Below are 21,522 nucleotides of genomic sequence, written 5' to 3'. Positions count from 1 at the left end.
CGCCCCACCCGTACTAATTTATAAAAAATAACCAGAAGACATATGAAGTGTAATGACAGTCATGGAATTGTGATATTAAACCGCAAAATAATTTGGATGTCTAGATGTATTGACGTCTATCTTTCCAGTCGTTATTCTTGCGTGACGCTAATAATAACGATGATGGGGAAAGGTTATGGGATGTAAGCAAGCGACAATTGCGGTTCACAGTGGTTCAAATATTGATGAACAATATGGTTGTGTTGTTCCGCCTATCTATCTTTCCAGTACATACAACTTTACCGGTTTTAATGAACCCAGGGCTCATGATTACTCGCGCCGTGGCAACCCTGGCCGTGATGTGGTTCAACAGGTTTTGGCCGAGCTGGAAGGGGGAGCTGGTGCAGTCATGACCAGCAGTGGCATGTCAGCGATTCATCTGCTCTGTACCGTATTTCTGAAACCAGGAGATTTATTGGTAGCTCCTCATGATTGTTATGGCGGTAGTTACCGTCTGTTTGACAGTCTAAGCAAGCGTGGTGCATACAAGGTGCTTTTTGTTGATCAGTCAGATAAACAGGCGTTGCAACAGGCATTGGCTAAAAAGCCCAAACTGGTATTGATTGAAACACCGAGTAATCCTCTGTTGCGGATTGTTGATATTCAATACATTTGTGCATTGGTTCATGAAATTGGGGCATTAGCTATCGTTGATAACACTTTCTTAAGCCCTGTATTGCAAAAGCCATTGGAGTTGGGGGCCGATTTAGTGGTGCATTCCTGCACGAAATATTTGAATGGGCACTCTGATCTGATTGCGGGAGCAATTATCGCTAAAGAGTCTGCTATCGCGGAAGAGCTGGCTTGGTGGGCGAACAATATTGGCGTGACGGCTGCGGCCTTTGATAGCTATCTGCTATTGCGTGGCATCCGTACATTATCTGCCCGCGTATTACTCCAACAAAGCAATGCTGTTGCCATTGTGGATTATCTGCAACAGCAGCCCCAAGTGAAAAGACTCTTCTATCCTGCACTGAAGAACCATCCGGGGCATGAAATTGCTGTTAAGCAACAGCAAGGTTTTGGGGCGATGCTCAGTTTCGAACTGGATGGTGATGAACAGGCCATGCGTCGTTTCTTATCTGCGTTAAAATTATTTACCTTGGCTGAATCTCTCGGTGGTGTGGAATCGTTGATTTCTCATACTGCAACCATGACTCACGCGGGAATGTCGGCAGAAGCAAGGGCTCAGGCAGGGATTACGGATTTGCTTCTTCGTGTCTCTGTAGGAATTGAAGATAGTCAGGATTTAATTGCTGATTTGGATAATGCGTTTCAGGCAGCGGCAACGAGGTAATCATGAGTATACTGGCAACAGCGGGGGCGGAATCTGGCCGTCAGTTACATAAATTTGGTGGCAGCAGTCTGGCTGATGTGAAATGTTATCAGCGGGTTGCTGAAATTATGGCGAACTACAGCTTGCCGGGTGATTTGATGGTGGTATCGGCAGCGGGGAGTACGACTAACCAGTTGATCGATTGGCTTAAGTTGAGTCAGAGTGATCGGATATCAGCACATCAAATACAGCAGTCTTTGCGGCGTTACCAGCAAGAATTGATCCGTGGTTTGTTGCCCGAAGCAGTTGCAGAAGAACTAAACGCAATGTTTATCGCTGATCTGGAAAGATTGAGTGTATTGCTGGATAAGCCCGTCACCGATATCACATATGCCGAAGTTGTCGGTCATGGGGAAATCTGGTCTGCCCGTTTAATGGCGGCAGTGCTGGAAAATAAGGGTATCTCCAGTGCATGGCTGGATGCGCGTCAATTCCTGCGGGCAGAGCGTATTGCGCAGCCGCAAGTTGATATCAGTTTATCTCAGCCCCTGCTTAGCCAATTATTGATCCAAAATCCCCATAAGCGTTTAGTAGTTACCGGTTTTATCTCCAGTAACCAGAAGGGGGAAACGGTATTATTGGGTCGCAATGGCAGTGACTATTCTGCGACCCAAGTTGGGGCTTTGGCGGGAGCCAAAAAAGTCACAATTTGGAGTGATGTGGCGGGTGTTTACAGTGCTGATCCGCGTAAAGTCAAAGATGCCTGCCTACTGCCATTGCTGCGTTTGGACGAAGCCAGTGAATTGGCACGTTTGGCAGCACCTGTTCTTCATACCCGTACATTGCAGCCTGTTTCTCTCAGCGATATTGATCTGCAATTGCGTTGCAGTTATCAGCCTGAACAAGGCTCCACTCGTATTGAACGGGTGCTGGCAACGGGGACAGGAGCAAAAATTGTGACCAGCCATGATGATGTCTGCCTGATTGAATTGCATGTTTCTCCCGCTCACGATTTCAAACAAATCTATAAGGATATTGATTCTTTGTTGAAGCGCGCCCAAATCCGGCCATTGGCAACAGGGTTACATGCAGATTGCAACTTGATCCAACTTTGCTATACCTCTGAGATTGTGAATAGCGCCCTTGATGTTTTGCAGGATGCTTCCTTATCCGGCAAACTTTCTTTGCGTGAAGGTTTGGCGCTGGTGGCGTTAGTGGGGGCAGGTGTATGCAAGAATCCGCTGCATAGCCATCGCTTTTATCAACAATTAAAAGATCAGCCGGTTGAGTTTATCTGGCACGCAGAAGATGACATTAGTCTGGTTGCTGTACTGCGTTCGAATCAGACATCGCATTTGATTCAGGGATTGCACCAAAGCCTGTTTAGGGCAGAAAAACGCATCGGTTTGGTGCTGTTTGGCAAAGGAAATATTGGTTCCCGATGGCTAGAGTTATTCGCCCGTGAACAGAAGAACATTTCCGCTCGCAGCGATTTTGAATTTATTCTGGCGGGTGTCGTCGATAGTCGCCGGAGTTTGCTGAATTATCAGGGTATTGATGCCAGTCGGGCATTGGCCTTCTTTGATGATGAAGCGACTGAACATGAAGAAGATGCTCTGTTTTTATGGATGCGGGCACATCCTTATGATGATTTAGTTGTATTGGATGTCACGGCAAGTGAAGAATTAGCCAAAGAGTATATCTATTTTGCCAGTTATGGATTCCACGTTATCAGTGCCAACAAAGTCGCCGGTTCTTCCGACAGCAATACATACCGTATGATCCGCGATGCCTTTGCAAAAACCGGGCGTCATTGGTTATACAACGCCACAGTGGGTGCAGGGCTACCGATCAATCACTCTGTCAGGGATCTGCGGGAAAGCGGTGATACCATTCTGTCCATCAGTGGTGTTTTTTCCGGCACATTATCCTGGCTGTTCTTGCAATTTGATGGTTCTGTGCCTTTCAGTGATTTAGTTGAACAAGCATGGCAGCAAGGGTTGACGGAACCCGATCCGCGCATTGATCTGTCTGGCCAGGATGTGATGCGTAAGTTGGTTATTCTGGCTCGCGAGGCGGGTTATGAAATAGAGCCTGATCATGTGCGTGTTGAGTCTCTGGTACCGACAGAGGCTCGGAGCGGTTCCATTGAAGAGTTTTTTGAAAACAGTGCTGCCATTAATGAGCAAATGATGCAACGGTTGGAAGCGGCACAGGAAATGGGCATGGTACTACGGTATGTCGCACGTTTTGATGCCAGTGGCAAGGCGAAAGTTGGTGTGGAAGCGGTGCGTAGCGATCATCCATTGGCTTCGCTGCTGCCGGCAGATAATGTCTTTGCGATAGAGAGCCGTTGGTATCGTGATAATCCGCTAGTGATCCGTGGGCCAGGAGCGGGACGAGATGTCACCGCGGGGGCAATCCAATCGGATTTAAATCGTCTGTCGCAACTTCTGTAGTCCAATATTTCTATAGGCGAGGATTTTCTTTCTATTGTTCAATCAGGCTTTGGCAGGGATATAACAGGTTATCCCTGCTGATGTTCACACCGCTATCCAATCAATCAAACACGCCTTTTTCTCTTTTAAAATTTCATAAAATTCGCCCAAATTGTTTGTTTTCTGATATGAATAGAACGTTAGAAATAAACAGAAGAACACGTTTTACAGCAAAACATGAAGCATTCAGACAGAAAATAGGGTCACCAATCGATTGGTGAAATAGGTGACATACAGCAACACAAGGCCAGGAACCACATGAATCAACAATATTCCGCAATGCGAAGTAATGTCAGTATGCTCGGTAAGTTGCTGGGCGAGACAATTAAAGAAGCTTTGGGAGAAGATATTCTTGATAAAGTTGAAACGATCAGGAAGTTATCTAAATCATCCCGTGCAGGTAACGAGGCTGACCGCCAGCAGCTTTTATCAACGCTGGAAAATTTATCCAATGATGAATTATTGCCTGTTGTCCGTGCGTTTAACCAGTTTTTAAATCTGACTAATGTTGCCGAACAATATCACAGCATTTCTCCGCATGGCGAAGCGGCAAGTAATCCGGTAGCGCTGGCAGCACTGTTCAACCGACTTAAAGACAAACAATTCAGCAATGACGATTTGATCAAGGCGGTCAATGAGCTGGCGATTGAATTGGTTCTGACTGCGCATCCGACAGAAATTGCCCGCCGTACCCTGATTCATAAGTTGGTTGAAGTGAATGGCTGTCTGGCACAGCTTGATCATGACGATTTGGCCGATTATGAATGTAATAACATCATGCGTCGGTTGCGTCAGTTGATTGCCCAATCATGGCATACTGATGAGATCCGTAAGATTCGTCCTACCCCAATTGATGAAGCAAAATGGGGTTTTGCTGTGGTCGAAAACAGCTTGTGGGAAGGTGTGCCGGCATTTCTGCGTGAATTCAATGAACAACTGGAAGAATCCATTGGTTATAGCTTGCCAGTGGAAGCGGTGCCAGTACGTTTTACCTCTTGGATGGGAGGAGATCGTGATGGTAATCCTAACGTTACTGCCGAAATTACCCGTCATGTTTTATTGCTGAGTCGTTGGAAGGCCGCAGATCTGTTCCTGAAAGACATTCAGGTTTTAGTTTCTGAACTCTCCATGTCGGAATGTACGCCTGAACTTCGCCAAATGGTGGGAGGTGAGCACGTTTTAGAGCCTTACCGTGAGATTGCCAAACAATTGCGTACGCAATTAAGTAACACGCTGGCTTATCTGGAAAAACACCTTAAAGGCGAGCAAGCTTTACCACCAGCGGATCTACTCCTGCATAACGAACAGTTATGGCAACCGTTATATGCTTGTTATCAATCCCTGAAAGATTGTGGTATGGAAATTATCGCGAACGGGCAATTACTGGATACCTTGCGCCGCATTCGTAGCTTTGGTTTGTCTTTGGTGCGTATTGATATCCGTCAGGAAAGTACCCGCCATACTGATGCGATTGCTGAACTGACGCAATATCTGGAAATGGGCGATTATGCGAGCTGGCCTGAAGCCGAAAAGCAGGCATTTCTGTTGAGAGAGTTGCAATCAAAACGTCCTCTAATCCCGCGTGATTGGCAGCCAAGCGCAGAAACACAAGAAGTTTTCGATACCTGCAAGGTTATTGCTGAATCACCACAAGATTCGATTGCGGCTTATGTTATTTCCATGGCGAAAGTGCCTTCTGATGTCTTGGCGGTAAAATTATTGCTGAAAGAGGCGGGATGCCCATTGTCATTGCCTGTCGCGCCGTTATTCGAAACCCTTGATGACCTGAACAATGCTGAAGGCGTGATTCGACAACTATTGGGAATTGAGTGGTATCGCGATCTGATTAAGGATAAGCAGATGGTGATGATTGGTTACTCCGATTCTGCTAAAGATGCAGGGGTGATGGCGGCGTCGTGGGCACAATATCGGGCACAGGATGCATTAATTAAAGTGTGTGAAAAAGAGGGCGTGACGCTTACCCTGTTCCACGGGCGTGGAGGTACGATTGGCCGTGGTGGTGCTCCTGCCCATTCGGCTTTACTCTCCCAACCGCCGGGTAGTCTGAAAGGCGGGTTTCGCGTAACAGAGCAGGGGGAAATGATCCGCTTTAAGTTTGGTTTGCCGCAGGTAACGATCAGCAGTTTGGCCTTGTATGCCAGTGCGATTCTGGAAGCAAACTTATTGCCGCCACCGGAGCCGAAACCGGAATGGCGCCAGATTATGGATACACTCTCCGATGTTTCCTGTGATATGTATCGTGATTATGTTCGTGAGCAACCGGAATTTGTGCCTTATTTTCGGGCAGCAACACCGGAACAAGAGTTGGCAAAACTGCCTTTGGGTTCGCGGCCGGCTAAACGACGCCCGACAGGAGGCGTTGAAAGTTTGCGGGCGATCCCGTGGATATTTGCCTGGACGCAAAACCGCTTGATGCTACCGGCATGGTTAGGTGCAGGTGCGGCGCTGCAACGGGTGATCGATGCCGGTAACTTGCCAGTTTTAACGGATATGTGTCGCGACTGGCCATTCTTTAACACGCGTATTGCCATGTTGGAGATGGTATTTGCCAAAGCAGATTTGTGGTTAGCAGAATATTACGATCAGCGTTTGGTAGAACCGAAACTGTGGCCGTTAGGCGTAAAATTGCGTAACCAACTGGCGGAGGATATCAAAACGGTACTGACCATTGCGCAGGATGAGCAATTGATGGCGGATTTGCCGTGGATCGCTGAGTCCATCGCTTTGCGTAATGTGTATACCGATCCGTTGAACGTACTACAGGCCGAATTACTACAGCGTTCCCGTCAGCAGGAAAATCCTGATCCGCATCTTGAGCAGGCGCTGATGGTGACAATTGCCGGCGTCGCGGCAGGAATGCGCAATACAGGATAGTTTAAATATTTTTGAATCATAGAAGCCGAATGGGGAAACAGTTCGGCTTCTGAGACGTAGCGGGTAAATTAATTAGCAAGGGCGTACTCCCAATGTATGGCAGATGGCATAACTCAATTCTGCCCGATTTAGGGTATAAAAATGAAAATCTTTCACGCCCTCACGACTGAGAATTTTCACCATATCCATTGCAATAGATGCACCGACTAAGTTGCGACTTTCCGGATCATCATCTAATCCTTCAAACATTCTGGTCATCCAGCTTGGGATCCGAACGTTAGTCATTGAAGCAAATCGTTGCAATTGACGGAAGTTCGAGACTGGTAAGATCCCTGGTACAATTTCTACGTCAATCCCTGTTGCGACACAGCGATCACGAAAACGCAGATAACTTTCCACATCAAAAAAGAATTGGGTAATGGCGCGATTGGCTCCAGCATCAATTTTATGTTTTAAATTGATCAAGTCTGCCTGTGCACTTTTCGCTTCTGGATGCACTTCTGGATAAGCTGCAACGGAGATATCAAAATCTGCTTCTTTTTTTAATAGTTCAACTAAATCAGCACCATACATTTCTGGCTTACAACCGTTAGCCGGTAAATCACCACGTAATGCCACAATATGACGAATGCCGTTTTGCCAATAATCATGAGCAATGTTGCTTAGCTCTGCACGGCTGGCATCAATGCAAGTCAGGTGTGGGGCTGCATCAAGACCCGTTTTTTCTTTAATATCCTTGATAATGCTATGCGTGCGATCACGTTCGCCAGAGTTGGCGCCATAGGTAACAGAAACAAACTTAGGTTTCAGCTTGCTCAAGCGATCAATGGATTTCCACAGGGTTTGTTCCATCTCAGCCGTTCTGGGTGGAAAGAATTCAAAGGAAACACGAATTTGCCCTTCAAGTTCAGCCAGATTCTGGTTCAGCGCTTCTCGCTGATTAGCGTGAAAAAAACTCATACCCTGTGCCCTCATGAACAAACGGAACTTTTGCCCGCTTATTTTTAGATGTTTAAGTGTTTATATGTCTATCCATTTAGATGTCCAAATAGAATGGGCGAAGCGGAGTTTTTAGTCAATCGAGAAATGCCTTATTCCCAGTGAGGAATATTCAAAGTGATCAGGAAAGAAATTCATGTTGGAGAATTAGCGAAAAACCCCGATGCATTCACCGAGGTTATAACGCCGACCGGGTACTCCCAGTCCATTTATGGTACTAATTATGAACACTTTTGCAGAGGATTAGCCATTTGACGGCTGGGAAACAGTACAGCTTTAACCCACATTCAAACAAAAATGCGCCACAAGCTGTGAAAGCAATCTTCTCGTTGGCTCAATAAATGCCATATCCAAAAATTCATCGGGCTGGTGCGCTTGTTCAATCGAGCCAGGCCCTAAAACCAATGTTGGACACAACTCCTGAATAAAAGGCGCTTCCGTACAGTAATTGACGGTATCTGCTTTGGTTCCCAACAGTTTTTCAATCACGCCGACCAGTTTGTGGTTTGTCGGACATTCATAGCCCGGAATGGGGGGATGAAGTTCTGTCACGTTCAGGCGACCAGGCCAGCGCTGTTTTACGGGTTCCAGTGCGTCATTCAGCAACCCATTCAAATCCTGCAAGGTCAATCCGGGCAGCGGACGGATATCCATATGCAGTTCACAGCAGGCACAAATACGATTTGCAGCATCACCGCCATGAATATGGCCGAAATTCATGGTTGGGTAAGGGATGACGAACGCCGGATTGTGATAGCGCTCTTGCAAGGTGTGGCGTAGTTTTATTAGCTGGGTAATGGATTCGTGCATCAGATCAATGGCATTGACACCCCGCGCTGGATCGCTGGAATGCCCTGATTTTCCTTCAATGCGGATAGCCTGGGCTATATGCCCTTTATGGGCGCGGATTGGCTGTAATGATGTCGGTTCGCCAATGATGGCAAAATCAGGCCGAATATGAGCATTGGCAGCAAAGTAGCGTGCACCTGCCATTGATGTTTCTTCGTCAGCGGTAGCGAGAATATAAAGAGGGTGAGATAGTTTGCTGACATCGATATCCCGCAACGCATCAATGATAAAGGCAAAGAAGCCTTTCATATCAGCCGTCCCAAGTCCATATAATTTGCCATCGCGCTCGGTCAATGTGAAGGGATCTTGTGTCCAGCGTCCCTCATCAAAAGGAACGGTATCTGTATGACCACATAGCAGTAAACCCCCCGAACCACTGCCCAATGTTGCCAGCAGATTGAATTTACCTCTGGTTTCAGGAACGGGTTGAATTTCAATGGTAAACCCGATCTCTTTTAGCCATTCTGCCAGCAGATTGATAACAACTTCATTACTTTGATCAAGTTCAGCATCAGTTGCGCTGATAGAAGGAGCCGCAATGAGCTGATGATATAATTTAATAAAAGACGGTAATTTAATATTCACTGTTGACAGCCCTTACTCATAATAGTATCAATATTCATGCAAATTAATTGCATATAAATGCAATAAAGTCATTGAATTAATACTATTGGGTTAATACTATAAGGTGAATAAATCCCATGTTGAATACGCTGATAGTTGGTGCCAGTGGTTATACCGGAGCTGAGTTAGCAGCATATCTGCAACGTCATCCCTATGTCCATCTCTCCGGCTTGATGGTTTCTTCTCAAAGTTTAGATGCAGGGAAATGTTTTTCAGAACTTCATCCACAATATAAGGGTATTCTTGATTTGCCCTTACAGCCGTTGGCCGATGTGAGTGAAGCGGCAAAAGGGATTGATGTGGTCTTTCTCGCCACTGCCCATGAAGTCAGCCATGATATTGTCCCGATATTTCTGGCAGCAGGTTGTATCGTGTTTGATTTATCTGGTGCCTATCGCGTGAAAGATACACAGTTCTATAAAAAATACTACGGGTTTGAACATAAAAATACTCGGTGGTTGGAGCAAGCGGTATATGGATTGGCAGAATGGCAAGCAGAGAAAATCAGGCAAGCTCAATTGATTGCTGTTCCCGGCTGTTACCCCACTGTTTCCCAACTTTCCTTGAAACCGTTGCTTGAACAAAATTTATTAGATACAGAACATTGGCCTGTTATCAACGCTGTCAGTGGTGTCAGTGGCGCTGGCCGAAAAGCGTCGATCACCAATAGCTTCTGTGAAATTAGTTTGCAACCGTATGGTGTTTTTAACCATCGTCATCAGCCTGAAATCACTACTCATTTAGGTACAGAGGTGATTTTTACCCCTCATTTAGGCAATTTCTCACGCGGTATTCTTGCCACAATTACCTGTAAATTGAAATCTGGTGTGACAGAAGCCCAAATTAGGGCGGCTTATCAACAGGCATATCATGATAAGCCGTTGGTGCGGTTATATAGCAAAGGGGTTCCCGCGTTGAAAGCCGTTGTTGGTTTGCCATTCTGCGATATTGGTTTTGCTGTTCAGGGGCAATACCTGATCATCGTAGGGGCTGAGGATAATTTGTTGAAGGGGGCAGCGGCACAAGCAGTACAGTGCATGAATATTCGTTTTGGGTATGAAGAAACTCAGGCATTACTTTAATTTCTAACCTACAGATATTAATACCGACAGAGGATAAATCTGATGGAGCCGTTAGTTATCAAGTTGGGTGGTGTGTTGTTAGATAGTGAAGAAGCGCTGGAACGGTTATTTACCACATTACAGTTATACCGAAAAACACATAAACGTCCGCTGGTTATTGTACACGGCGGTGGTTGCTTGGTTGATGAGCTGATGCAACGATTGCAGATGCCTATTTTGAAGAAACAAGGCTTGCGGGTTACGCCTGAGGATCAGATTGACATCATTACGGGGACGTTAGCCGGAACTGCCAACAAGAAATTGCTGGCGTGGGCAACAAAGTATCGTTTGCCTGCCATCGGATTATGTCTGGGTGATGGGGGAATGGTTAACGTTTCTCAACTTGATGAAGAGCTTGGTCACACTGGAAAGGCTCAATCAGGAATACCTGATCTCCTGAAAATTTTGCTGGATTTGGGCTATATGCCGATTATCAGTTCAATTGGTATCACTGAACAAGGTGAATTGATGAATGTCAATGCCGATCAAGCGGCGACGGCCATCGCACAAGTGCTGAATGCAGATTTGATCTTGTTGTCCGATGTCAGCGGTATTCTGGATGGGAAAGGGAAAAAGATCCCAGAAGTCACGACAGAACAGATCGCGCAGCTTATCGATCAAGGCATTATTACTAACGGCATGATAGTGAAAGTAAATGCAGCATTAGAAGCGGCAAAAACACTCGGACAACCAGTGGATATCGCGAGTTGGCGCCATGCAGATCAGTTGATTGCGTTATTTAATGGCATCCCTATTGGCACACGAATTTTGGCGTAATTGGACGTGTAATTCCCGAACTTATGTTTGTACTAAAATTAAAAAGGTTATCTCTATGACTAAAAGCATTAAGAAAATCGTTCTGGCATATTCAGGTGGTTTGGATACATCCGCCATTATTCCGTGGCTAAAAGAACATTATGGCAATTGTGAAGTGATTGCGTTTGTCGCTGATGTCGGCCAAAGTCGTGAAGATCTGGAGGGGGTGGAGCAGAAAGCATTACGTTCCGGTGCTTCTGAATGTCATGTCGTTGATCTGCGCGAAGAGTTTATCAAAGAGTATGTTTATCCTGTGTTAAAAACCGGCGCCCTGTATGAGGGAAGTTATCTGCTTGGTACATCAATGGCTCGTCCAATTATTGCTAAAGCTCAGGTTGAGCTGGCTCTGAAAGTGGGAGCGGATGCCGTCGCCCACGGTGCAACAGGTAAAGGGAATGATCAGGTTCGGTTTGAGAGTACTTATACCGCTTTGGCACCACATCTGAAAGTTGTAGCTCCGTGGCGGGAATGGGATCTGCGTTCCCGTGAAGCGCTGCTGGATTATTTAAAAGTTCGTGATATCCCGACAACCGCAACACTGGAGAAAATCTATAGCCGTGACGAAAATGCATGGCACATTTCAACCGAAGGTGGGGTTTTGGAAAGCACGTGGAATACTGCCAATAAAGATTGCTGGGTGTGGACAGTAGAGCCAGAAGAGGCGCCCAATGAACCGGAATATATCACTGTGACGGTTGAAAGAGGTGAAGTAGTTAGCGTGAATGGTCAGGCGCTTTCCCCCTATCAATGCCTTGATGAGTTAAATAAGTGGGGAGCCAGGCACGGCATTGGCCGGATCGATATCGTAGAAAACCGTTTAGTAGGCATGAAATCCCGCGGTTGTTATGAAACTCCGGGGGGAACCATCATGATGGAAGCACTGCGCGGCATCGAACAACTGGTTTTAGATCGCGATAGTTTCAAATGGCGTCAACAACTGGGGCTGGAGATGTCTTATGTTGTTTATGACGGCCGTTGGTTTGCGCCATTGCGTCAATCAATCCAAGCAGCAGCAGAAATTTTAGCGGCCAGTGTCAGCGGTGAAGTGGTTGTGAAACTTTATAAAGGGCAGGTAACGGCAGTGCAGAAAAAGTCAGCCAATAGCCTCTATTCTGAAGAGTTCGCCACTTTTGGCGAGGATGAAGTTTACGATCATAGCCATGCAGAAGGGTTTATTCGCCTCTATTCGCTTTCTTCACGTATTCGTGCACTGAACAGTAAAAAGTAATTTTGGGGCGATCAACTTTTAGTAATCGATAGCAATTAGAAAAAACAGGAACAATATTATGGCACTTTGGGGTGGGCGTTTCAGTCAGGAAGCCGATCAGCGGTTCAAGCAATTTAATGATTCACTGCGTTTTGATTATCGTTTGGCGGAGCAGGATATTGTTGGTTCTGTTGCATGGTCAAAAGCGTTGGTTACGGTAGGAGTGTTAACTGCCGAAGAGCAACAAAAGCTGGAACTGGCTTTAAATGAATTACTGGATGAAGTGCGAATTAACCCCAAGGCCATTTTGCAAAGTGATGCGGAAGATATTCACAGTTGGGTAGAAGGGCAACTTATTACGAAAGTGGGTGATTTGGGTAAAAAACTCCATACGGGACGCAGCCGTAATGATCAGGTCGCAACTGACCTGAAATTATGGTGTAAAGATCAGATCATCCACATTCTGATAGCATTAGCTGAGTTGCAACAAGCGTTGGTATTCACTGCTGAAAACAATCAGGATGCGGTAATGCCAGGTTATACCCATTTACAGCGGGCGCAACCTGTCACTTTTGCCCACTGGTGTTTGGCCTATGTGGAAATGCTTAGTCGTGATGAAAGTCGATTGCAAGATGCATTAAAGCGGTTGGATGTCAGCCCGTTGGGATGCGGGGCGCTGGCAGGAACGGCTTATGATATTGATCGTGAGCAACTGGCGTCATGGCTCGGTTTCGCCTCAGCGACACGCAATAGCCTGGATAGTGTTTCGGATCGTGATCATGTCTTGGAGCTACTGTCAGATGCGAGCATTAGTATGGTTCATCTTTCGCGTTTTGCTGAGGATTTGATTTTCTTTAATAGTGGAGAGGCCGGCTTTGTTGAATTGTCGGATCGGGTAACTTCCGGCTCTTCCTTGATGCCGCAAAAGAAAAACCCAGATGCATTGGAACTTATCCGTGGTAAGTGTGGACGGGTGCAAGGGGCATTGACGGGGATGATGATGACTTTAAAAGGACTTCCTCTCGCTTACAATAAAGATATGCAGGAAGATAAGGAAGGCTTGTTTGATGCACTGGATACCTGGTTGGATTGTGTGCATATGGCGATACTGGTGTTGGATGGCATTCAGGTAAAACGCTCCCGTTGTGAGGAAGCAGCAAAGCAAGGGTATGCTAACGCGACTGAACTGGCTGATTATCTGGTCGCAAAAGGTGTCCCGTTCCGCGAGGCACATCACATTGTTGGTGAAGTTGTTGTTGCGGCAATTGACAGAGGTAAAGCGCTGGAAGAGCTTTCCCTGCTTGAATTGCAAAAATTCAGCAACGTCATTGCTGTGGATGTCTATGACGTTTTATCGTTGCAATCGTGTTTGGACAAACGACTGGCAAAAGGTGGTGTAGCGCAAGAACAAGTGAAGCAAGCGATTGCTCAGGCCAAGCAGCGATTTAGCTAAAAACATCAATAATCACACGCAGTTGATAGTTTTTTCCCCTCGTGGATATAATGATTTATTGGTCAATACTATCATTGATATCAAATGCTGAGGTTGGGAATGAATATCCGCGATCTGGAATACCTTGTAGCACTTGCTGAATACCGGCACTTTCGCCGAGCCGCTGATGCTTGTCATGTCAGCCAACCGACCCTGAGCGGGCAAATCCGCAAACTGGAAGATGAGCTTGGGGTGATGCTGCTGGAACGCACTAGCCGCAAGGTATTGTTTACCCAACAGGGAATGTTGCTAGTGGAACAGGCCAAAACGGTATTGAGGGAAGTGAAAGTTTTGCAGGAAATGGCCTCCCTTCAAGGTGAAAGTATGTCTGGGCCGTTGCATATTGGTCTTATTCCAACAATCGGCCCCTATCTCCTGCCACTTATCATTCCTGAACTGCATAAATTGTTCCCCAAATTGGAAATGTACCTACATGAGGCACAAACCCAAAACTTGTTGGCACAACTTGATAGTGGAAAGCTTGACTGCGCTATTTTGGCGTTGGTGAAAGAGACCGAAGCATTTATCGAAGTGCCGTTGTTTGAAGAACCCATGAAACTGGCGGTATTTGAAGAGCATAAATGGGCTGGGCGGGACAAAATTAAGATGGGTGAGCTATCCGGCGAGAAGTTATTGATGCTGGAAGATGGACACTGTTTGCGTGATCATGCGATGGGATTTTGTTTCCAGGCGGGAGCCAAAGAAGATACCCATTTTAGGGGAACCAGTCTGGAAACTCTGCGCAATATGGTTGCAGCGGGCAGCGGTATTACATTATTACCTGATTTGTCAGTTCCGAATGAGAGAAGGCGGGATGGGGTTTGCTATCTGGAGTGTGATGAACCGGAACCTAGGCGATCCGTCATATTGGTTTATCGTCCCGGCTCACCTCTGCGTGGTCGCTATGAGCAATTGGCAGAGGCGATTCGTACTAAAATGGGCAATTATTTCGCAATACTCGGAAAAACATCAAAATAATCGGTTTAGCCCATTGAGTGCCGCAACACGGTAGGCTTCCGCCATTGTTGGATAATTGAAGGTAGTATTAACGAAATATTCGATATTATTGCCTTCACCTTTTTGTTCCATAATGGCCTGACCAATATGAATGATCTCTGCGGCACGTTCGCCAAAACAGTGGATGCCTAAAATCTGTTTTGTCTCACGGTGGAACAGGATCTTGATACTGCCAACATTCATACCGGCAATTTGTGCTCTTGCCAGATGTTTGAATTGGGCGCGACCTACCTCATAAGGGATTTTCATTGCAGTTAATTGTTGCTCGGTTTTACCAACCGAACTAATTTCAGGAATGGTATAAATCCCGGTTGGGATATCTTCCACCAGATGCAGATTAGCATTGCCTGTGGTCATCGCTTTTGCAGCGATGCGTCCCTGATCATAGGCCGCAGAAGCCAAACTTGGATAGCCAATAACATCACCAACTGCATAGATGTTTTCATTGTTGGTCTGATAGACGCGATTGACTTTCAGTAAACCTCGGCTGTCTGTTTCCAGTCCGACATTTTCTAAACCTAGCTTGTCTGTATTACCTGTTCTGCCATTGGCATACAACAGGCAATCCGCTTTGACTTTCTTGCCGGATTTCAGGTGAACGATGACACCATTATCAACGCCTTCAATTTTTTCATATTCTTCGTTGTGGCGGATGACCGTGCCACTATTCCAAAAATGGTAGGAGAGGGCATCAGACATTTCTTGATCAAGAAAGGACAGAAGATGATCACGAGTGTTGATCAAATCCACCTTAACACCCAATCCGCGGAAAATGGAGGCATATTCACAACCAATCACTCCGGCCCCATAAATAATGACATGGCGAGGTTCGTGATCCAGTTGCAATATGGTATCGCTGTTATAAATACGGGAGTGGGTGAAATCAACATCAGGAGGGCAGTAAGGACGGGAGCCGGTGGCAATGATAATGTTGTCTGCACTCAAGATATCAACACTATCATCGGTATAACGCACACTTACCCGATGTTCATCAATGAAAGTGGCTTCTCCTGCAAACATTCGACAACGGTTACGTTCATAAAACCCTTGGCGCATCTTAGTTTGCTGGTTAATAACGACTTCAGCATGGCGCAGAATTTCTGAAAACGAGGAACGAAGAATGCGGGAGTTATCACTGTAGAGGGGATTCTGATTAAATTCGATAATACGACTAACAGCATGGCGGAGAGCTTTCGACGGGATTGTGCCCCAATGAGTACACCCACCACCGACATTATTATAACGTTCTATAACAGCAACGTTTTTGCCTTGTTTTACTAACCCCATTGCTGCTCCTTCCCCACCGGGACCAGAGCCAATCACAATGGCATCAAAATGAGTATGTTGCATAGAGGAAAGACCTGTTTTTACACAAAATAACAACGCTATCTTAACATTACTTGATGCAATAACCCAATGAGCATAAGGTTTTTATCTCACTGCTTAGAAATAAATCAGGAAAACATCGAATAATATCTTTAAGAGAACAATCACAGCAAACTTAGCAGAATCTGTTATATTTGCCCGATTAAAGTCGAGATAGATCAGGATTGTTGTGAGTAACGTAACCGGCGTTAGAGCAAAACAGAAAGAAAAAACCCGCCGCTCCCTGATTGAGGCGGCATTTAGCCAACTCAGTGCTGAACGCAGTTTTACCAGCCTGAGCCTACGGGAAGTAGCTCGGGAGGCGGGTATTGCACCGACTTCTTTTTATCGGCATTTTCGGGATGTGGATGAACTGGGGCTAACGATGGTGGATGAAAGTGGTTTGATGTTGCGTCAGTTAATGCGTCAGGCCCGTCAGCGTATCGCCAAAGGCGGCAGTGTCATCCGTACTTCAGTTTCAACCTTCATGGAGTTTATCGGCAACAATCCCAATGCGTTCCGTCTATTGCTGCGTGAACGCTCCGGTACATCGGCTGAATTTCGTGCGGCTGTAGCACGAGAAATCCAGCATTTTATTGCCGAATTGGCAGACTATCTTGAACAAGCTAGCCATATGCCACGTCATTTTACTGAGATACAGGCTGAGGCGATGGTGACAATCGTGTTCAGCGCAGGCGCAGAAGCATTGGATATTGATGAAGAAAAAAGGCGTCGTCTCGAAGAGCGTTTGGTTTTGCAACTCCGCATAATTTCCAAAGGCGCTTATTATTGGTATCGTCGTGAGCAAGAAAAAAATACTGTCCCTAAAGCGATCCCTAAAACCTCTGAATAATAATGAAAGGAGAATAATACGATGGAACAATACCGACAAGATAAAAGCACAATGTTGCTGGCTCTTATCGTTGGAATGGCAACACACGGAACTTTCTCAACATTTTTTAATTCATTTGTCTCTTTTTCTATTTTCCCTCTTATTGCACTGGTACTTTCTTTGTATTGTCTCCATCAACGTTATTTGAATTATCCAATGGCAGAAGGATTACCAAAACTGGCCGTAGGATGCTTCTTCTTAGGCATGTTTGTGTATAACGCATTCATGCGGATGGAATATCCAGCAATTGGCTCTAATTTCTTGCCTGTCGTTATTGGTACTGTCTTGGTGTTTTGGATCTACCTAAAGATGAAAAAGCGCAAGCAGCAAGCAGTGCTCACTTCAGAAAGCCAAAGTTAATCGCTTTTATCGAGAATGGTTCGGTAAAAAACGCCACGAAATTGACCTTGTGGCGTTTGTGTTTTTAATGACGGCTAAGTTCTTTTTTCCAGCAGGACACCGCATTCCATATGATGGGTATAAGGGAACTGGTCAAAGAGCGCCAGTTGGCTGATTTTGTGGGTCTGTGTTAGCGTCTCCAGATTTTGGCAGAGCGTTTCTGGATTGCAGGAAATATAAAGAATACGTGGATACGCTTGAACCATTTTTAGCGTTTCTTCATCCAGTCCGCTGCGCGGTGGATCAACAAAAATGGTTTCACATTGATAACTGCTTAAATCAATTCCTTGCAGTCGGTTAAACTCACGCTCTCCGTTCATCGCTTGAGTAAATTCTTCCGCTGACATGCGGATAATCTGTACGTTATCAATTTTGTTCGCTGCGATATTAAATTGTGCGGCAGCCACTGAAGGCTTGGCAATTTCTGTCGCTAATACCCGTTCAAAATTCTGCGCCAGTGCCAGGGAAAAATTACCATTACCACAATACAGCTCAAGCAAGTCACCTTTCGAGCTTTTGGTGATATCAATTGCCCATTCCAACATATGAACGTTAATACTGGCATTCGGCTGTGTGAAGCTATTTTCAACCTGACGATAAATCATGATCTTGCCTGCAACAGACAGCTCTTCATCAATATAGTCATGGTCAAGCATGATCTTGGTTTTTGCTGCACGTCCAATAAGTTGTACATCAAACCCTGCTGCGGTGAGTTGGTTACGCAGAGCGGTTGCATGTTCACGCCATTCATCCCCCAGTTTTTTGTGGTAAAGCAGAGAGACAATGATTTTGTTACTGCGGGTAGAAAGGTAATCCACTTGAAACAGTTTATGGCGTAATACGGGATTGTCTTTTACGCCAGCAATGATGGCTTGCATCATTTTATTGATTAGGTGATTGGCAACTGGAAATTGATCAATACGGATACGCTGTTTAGTTTGTTGATCAAACATGATGTGGTAAAGGTCATCTTCCTCATGCCAGATACGGAATTCTGCGCGCATTCTGTAATGTGATGCCGGGGAACGGAAAACGTCAGGCTCAGGTGCGCTAAAGGGGAGCATCATTCCTTTTAGACGATGGACTTTCTCCATCAATTGATTTTCATAATTTTCCGTTGGCAAGGCATTCTGCATTATCGGGTTCTCGTCGCGTTAAGAAAAATTTCCGAGCGCATTGTAGGGAAAGTACAAAGGATGTCCAGTTTTCTGGTTTATCTGCTCTTTTTTTGATAGAGAGGTATTCTGGACACGCTAAAGCCTTCATCGTAGCATGACTCTTTATAGTTAAATATATATAGCCAGATACCACACATATTCTCATCACAAATCTTATGATAAATAAAAAACAGATTCTTCTATCTGCTGCATCCGTGGCGGTATTTTCTAGTTGGAGCCATTTGGCAGGTGCAGATAATCAAGATACATTGGTGATTACAGCTAATCGTTTTAAGCAGCCGATTTCTTCAGTGTTAGCGCCAACGACGGTAGTGACTCGTGAAGATATAGATCGTTGGCAATCCAGTAGCTTAGTTGATGTCTTGCGTCGTTTGCCGAGTATTGATATCGCGCAGAATGGTGGTATTGGGCAGCACTCTTCTTTATTTGTTCGTGGTACAAACTCAAACCATACATTGGTGCTGGTAGATGGAATCCGTTTGAATCAGGCAGGCATTACCGGAGCTGCCGATTTTAGCCAGATCCCAATCTCAATGGTGCAAAGAATAGAATATATCCGTGGGGCGCGTTCTGCTGTATATGGTTCTGATGCCATTGGTGGCGTGATCAATATTATCACTAAGCGGGAACAACGCGGGACAACACTGAATGCAGGGATCGGTTCGAATGGATATCAAAACTATAATGGTTCAACACAGCAAAAACTTGGTGAAAATACTTTATTAACTACAGCCGCAGGCTATACCTATACCAAAGGGTTTGATGTGATAGTTGATGGTAAAACCGGAGGATATCGTCAGCCAGACCGGGATGGCTTTATGAGTAAAATGCTGTGGTTGGAAATAGATCATAAAATAAGTGAGCAAATGAGCGGATTTGCCCGAGCCTATGGATTCAATAATCGGACGGCTTATGATGCATGGAGTATCGGTGAAGCAGACACTCGCGAACTGTTCAGTCGTACCTATGATGTTGGTATTCAATTTAACCAAGGCATCTATTCTTCTCAGTTCATTGTCAGTCACAGCCACGTCAAAGATTACGATTATGTTCCTAAGCATGGGCGTTATGGCAATAACTCCAGTCTGAGTGATTCAAAACAATACAATGTGCAATGGGGAAATACGTGGCAGGTTGGTCATGGTGCAATCAGTAGTGGGATTGATTGGAAAAGAGAATGGATTGCCGCAGGCTCTAATAACATCCCTGTACAAAAACATGTTGATAATACGGGACTATATTTAACTGCGCAGCAAAAGGTGCAGGATGTCATTTTAGAAGGTGCTGTGCGTTCAGATCACCATTCTGATTATAACTGGAATACTACGGGGCAAATTGGCATCGGCTGGGAGTTTATTGATGGTTATCGTTTTGTTACTTCGTATGGAATGGCATTCAAAGCACCGACTTTGAGTCAGCTTTATAGCAAATGGGGAAATGAAAGTCTTAAACCAGAAAAAAGTAAGCAATGGGATATCGGGATTGAAGGATTGACCGGACCACTTAATTGGCGTCTATCTGCTTATCATAACGATATTGAGCAGTTGATAGATTTTGCCAATAACCGCTATGAGAACGGTGATAAGGCAAAAATAAAAGGTATTGAGTGGACGGGAACAATGGAGACTGGCTTACTCCAACATCAACTCACATTACAGTTCATTGACCCGCGTGATGGCAGTGGTCAGCAATTAACTCGCAGGGCTAAACAGCAAGTTAAATATCAATTGGATTGGGAAGCTTTTAATGTCGATTGGGGAATAACCTATCAATATATTGGTCGGCGTTATGACCAAGACTATAGTACATACCCTGCGAAAACAGTAAAATTAGCAGGTGTAAGTCTGTGGGATATCAGCGCCTCATATCCGATCATCGACCGCCTAACAATCCGTGCTAGAATAGCCAATCTGTTTGATAAGCATTATGAGACAGCCTATGGCTACCGTACACCAGGAAGAGAATACTACCTCACTGGAAGCTACAACTTCTGATGTAAACAAGACCATCCGTCCAACGATTCTGGTTTTTGATTCTGGAGTAGGTGGTTTATCTGTTTATCAAGAAATTCGGCAGCTCTTGCCGGATCTCCACTATATATATGCTTTCGATAATGAAGCATTTCCTTATGGAGAGAAAACGGCGGAAGTGATTGTAGAAAGGGTCGTTCAGATTGTTGATGCAATCCAGAAAAAACATCCTTTAGCGGTTGTCGTTATCGCTTGCAACACTGCGAGTACAGTCAGCTTGCCCGCTCTGCGTGGACGTTTTTCTTTTCCTGTTGTTGGGGTTGTACCTGCGATCAAACCTGCGGCGAAGCTAACCTGTAATCGCGTTGTGGGATTATTGGCGACACGCGCCACAGTGAATCGCGACTATACCAAAGAATTAATTGCAAGGTTCGCTACGGATTGCCAGATGTATGCAATTGGTTCTGCTGAATTGGTCGAGTTAGCTGAACGAAAATTACATGGCAAGGATGTTCCACTAAAAGAGTTAGAGAAAATACTGAAACCGTGGCTAAGAATGAAAGAGCCACCGGATACTGTCATTTTGGGTTGTACGCACTTTCCTCTGATAGCAGAAGAAATTGCACAAGTTTTACCAGATGGGACAAGATTAATTGATTCGGGAGCGGCAATTGCTCGCAGAACTGCATGGTTGATCAAAAATCGGGAAGATTTGTTTTCAACAACTGCCGATAACTTAGCATATTGCACAAAAATCGAACCATCGAATGAAGATTTGCGTCCCGTTTTACACGAGTTAGGTTTCTTAACGCTGGAAAAACTATCAACTTAAGTGCAATTTGGCGTAATAATCATCGGTTGGTGATTTTTTTTTAAAAAAACTAT

General features: G+C 45.3%; 16 protein-coding genes. 12 read left to right on the top strand and 4 right to left on the bottom strand.

Going from position 1 to position 21,522, the window contains the following annotated elements; all coding sequences use genetic code 11:
* Window positions 1–175: 175 nt before the first annotated feature.
* The 3 genes from metB (at window position 176) to ppc (ending at window position 6,708) form a co-directional block, all read left to right on the top strand.
* Window positions 176–1,336, top strand: coding sequence for a cystathionine gamma-synthase (gene metB, locus BDE27_RS04830; protein WP_099131884.1), 1,161 nt, complete (start codon window positions 176–178; stop codon window positions 1,334–1,336).
* 2 nt (window positions 1,337–1,338) lie between these two features.
* The gene (locus tag BDE27_RS04825; RefSeq protein ID WP_099131883.1) at window positions 1,339–3,774 is read left to right on the top strand and encodes a bifunctional aspartate kinase/homoserine dehydrogenase II; all 2,436 of its coding nucleotides are present in this window, start codon (window positions 1,339–1,341) and stop codon (window positions 3,772–3,774) included.
* A 297-nt stretch (window positions 3,775–4,071) separates the two neighbouring features.
* Complete coding sequence (gene ppc, locus BDE27_RS04820) at window positions 4,072–6,708, top strand: phosphoenolpyruvate carboxylase (protein WP_120211312.1); 2,637 nt, start codon at window positions 4,072–4,074, stop codon at window positions 6,706–6,708.
* A 72-nt stretch (window positions 6,709–6,780) separates the two neighbouring features.
* On the opposite strand, the gene metF is transcribed toward ppc, so the two are convergent.
* Window positions 6,781–7,668 carry a methylenetetrahydrofolate reductase gene (gene metF / locus BDE27_RS04815; protein WP_099131881.1) on the bottom strand — a complete coding sequence of 296 codons (888 nt, stop codon included), beginning with the start codon at window positions 7,666–7,668 and terminating at the stop codon, window positions 6,781–6,783.
* 315 nt (window positions 7,669–7,983) lie between these two features.
* Window positions 7,984–9,141 (bottom strand): acetylornithine deacetylase, encoded by a 1,158-nt coding sequence (argE, locus tag BDE27_RS04810; RefSeq protein ID WP_099131880.1) that lies wholly within the window; start codon window positions 9,139–9,141, stop codon window positions 7,984–7,986.
* Window positions 9,142–9,257: 116 nt separating this feature from the next.
* Between argE and argC the strand changes: the two genes are divergently transcribed.
* From argC to oxyR, 5 genes are all read left to right on the top strand, one after another.
* Window positions 9,258–10,262: an N-acetyl-gamma-glutamyl-phosphate reductase gene (gene argC / locus BDE27_RS04805; RefSeq protein ID WP_099131879.1), complete on the top strand. Its 1,005-nt coding sequence runs from the start codon at window positions 9,258–9,260 to the stop codon at window positions 10,260–10,262.
* Between the two features lie 42 nt (window positions 10,263–10,304).
* Entirely contained in the window at window positions 10,305–11,078 is a 774-nt protein-coding gene (argB, locus tag BDE27_RS04800) for an acetylglutamate kinase (protein WP_099131878.1), read from the top strand.
* A 55-nt stretch (window positions 11,079–11,133) separates the two neighbouring features.
* Window positions 11,134–12,345: an argininosuccinate synthase gene (locus BDE27_RS04795; protein WP_099131877.1), complete on the top strand. Its 1,212-nt coding sequence runs from the start codon at window positions 11,134–11,136 to the stop codon at window positions 12,343–12,345.
* A gap of 58 nt (window positions 12,346–12,403) precedes the next feature.
* Entirely contained in the window at window positions 12,404–13,777 is a 1,374-nt protein-coding gene (gene argH, locus BDE27_RS04790; RefSeq protein WP_099131876.1) for an argininosuccinate lyase, read from the top strand.
* Between the two features lie 99 nt (window positions 13,778–13,876).
* On the top strand, window positions 13,877–14,794 hold the full coding sequence (gene oxyR, locus BDE27_RS04785) for a DNA-binding transcriptional regulator OxyR (protein ID WP_099131875.1): 918 nt from the start codon (window positions 13,877–13,879) through the stop codon (window positions 14,792–14,794).
* Here oxyR and sthA read toward each other — a convergent pair.
* A complete protein-coding gene (gene sthA, locus BDE27_RS04780; RefSeq protein WP_099131874.1) occupies window positions 14,786–16,183 on the bottom strand; it encodes a Si-specific NAD(P)(+) transhydrogenase in 1,398 nt (465 codons plus the stop codon). The genes oxyR and sthA overlap by 9 nt on opposite strands.
* A 205-nt stretch (window positions 16,184–16,388) precedes the next feature.
* Between sthA and fabR the strand changes: the two genes are divergently transcribed.
* Both fabR and BDE27_RS04770 read left to right on the top strand, forming a co-directional pair.
* Complete coding sequence (gene fabR, locus BDE27_RS04775) at window positions 16,389–17,051, top strand: HTH-type transcriptional repressor FabR (protein ID WP_099131873.1); 663 nt, start codon at window positions 16,389–16,391, stop codon at window positions 17,049–17,051.
* Window positions 17,052–17,072: 21 nt separating this feature from the next.
* Window positions 17,073–17,450 (top strand): YijD family membrane protein, encoded by a 378-nt coding sequence (locus BDE27_RS04770; protein WP_099131872.1) that lies wholly within the window; start codon window positions 17,073–17,075, stop codon window positions 17,448–17,450.
* Window positions 17,451–17,524: 74 nt separating this feature from the next.
* Here BDE27_RS04770 and trmA read toward each other — a convergent pair whose 3' ends face one another.
* Window positions 17,525–18,625 carry a tRNA (uridine(54)-C5)-methyltransferase TrmA gene (trmA, locus tag BDE27_RS04765; RefSeq protein ID WP_099131871.1) on the bottom strand — a complete coding sequence of 367 codons (1,101 nt, stop codon included), beginning with the start codon at window positions 18,623–18,625 and terminating at the stop codon, window positions 17,525–17,527.
* 197 nt (window positions 18,626–18,822) lie between these two features.
* Between trmA and btuB the strand changes: the two genes are divergently transcribed.
* Both btuB and murI read left to right on the top strand, forming a co-directional pair.
* Window positions 18,823–20,661, top strand: a complete 1,839-nt coding sequence (gene btuB / locus BDE27_RS04760) for a TonB-dependent vitamin B12 receptor BtuB (RefSeq protein WP_099131870.1) — start codon at window positions 18,823–18,825, stop codon at window positions 20,659–20,661.
* Window positions 20,606–21,469 carry a glutamate racemase gene (gene murI, locus BDE27_RS04755; RefSeq protein WP_099131869.1) on the top strand — a complete coding sequence of 288 codons (864 nt, stop codon included), beginning with the start codon at window positions 20,606–20,608 and terminating at the stop codon, window positions 21,467–21,469. The genes btuB and murI overlap by 56 nt, the downstream gene beginning before the upstream one ends.
* Window positions 21,470–21,522: the final 53 nt, after the last annotated feature.

It is taken from the genome of Xenorhabdus ehlersii (assembly GCF_003610465.1).
Classification (GTDB): domain Bacteria; phylum Pseudomonadota; class Gammaproteobacteria; order Enterobacterales; family Enterobacteriaceae; genus Xenorhabdus; species Xenorhabdus ehlersii.
This window is presented reverse-complemented; position numbering and strand designations above follow the sequence as displayed.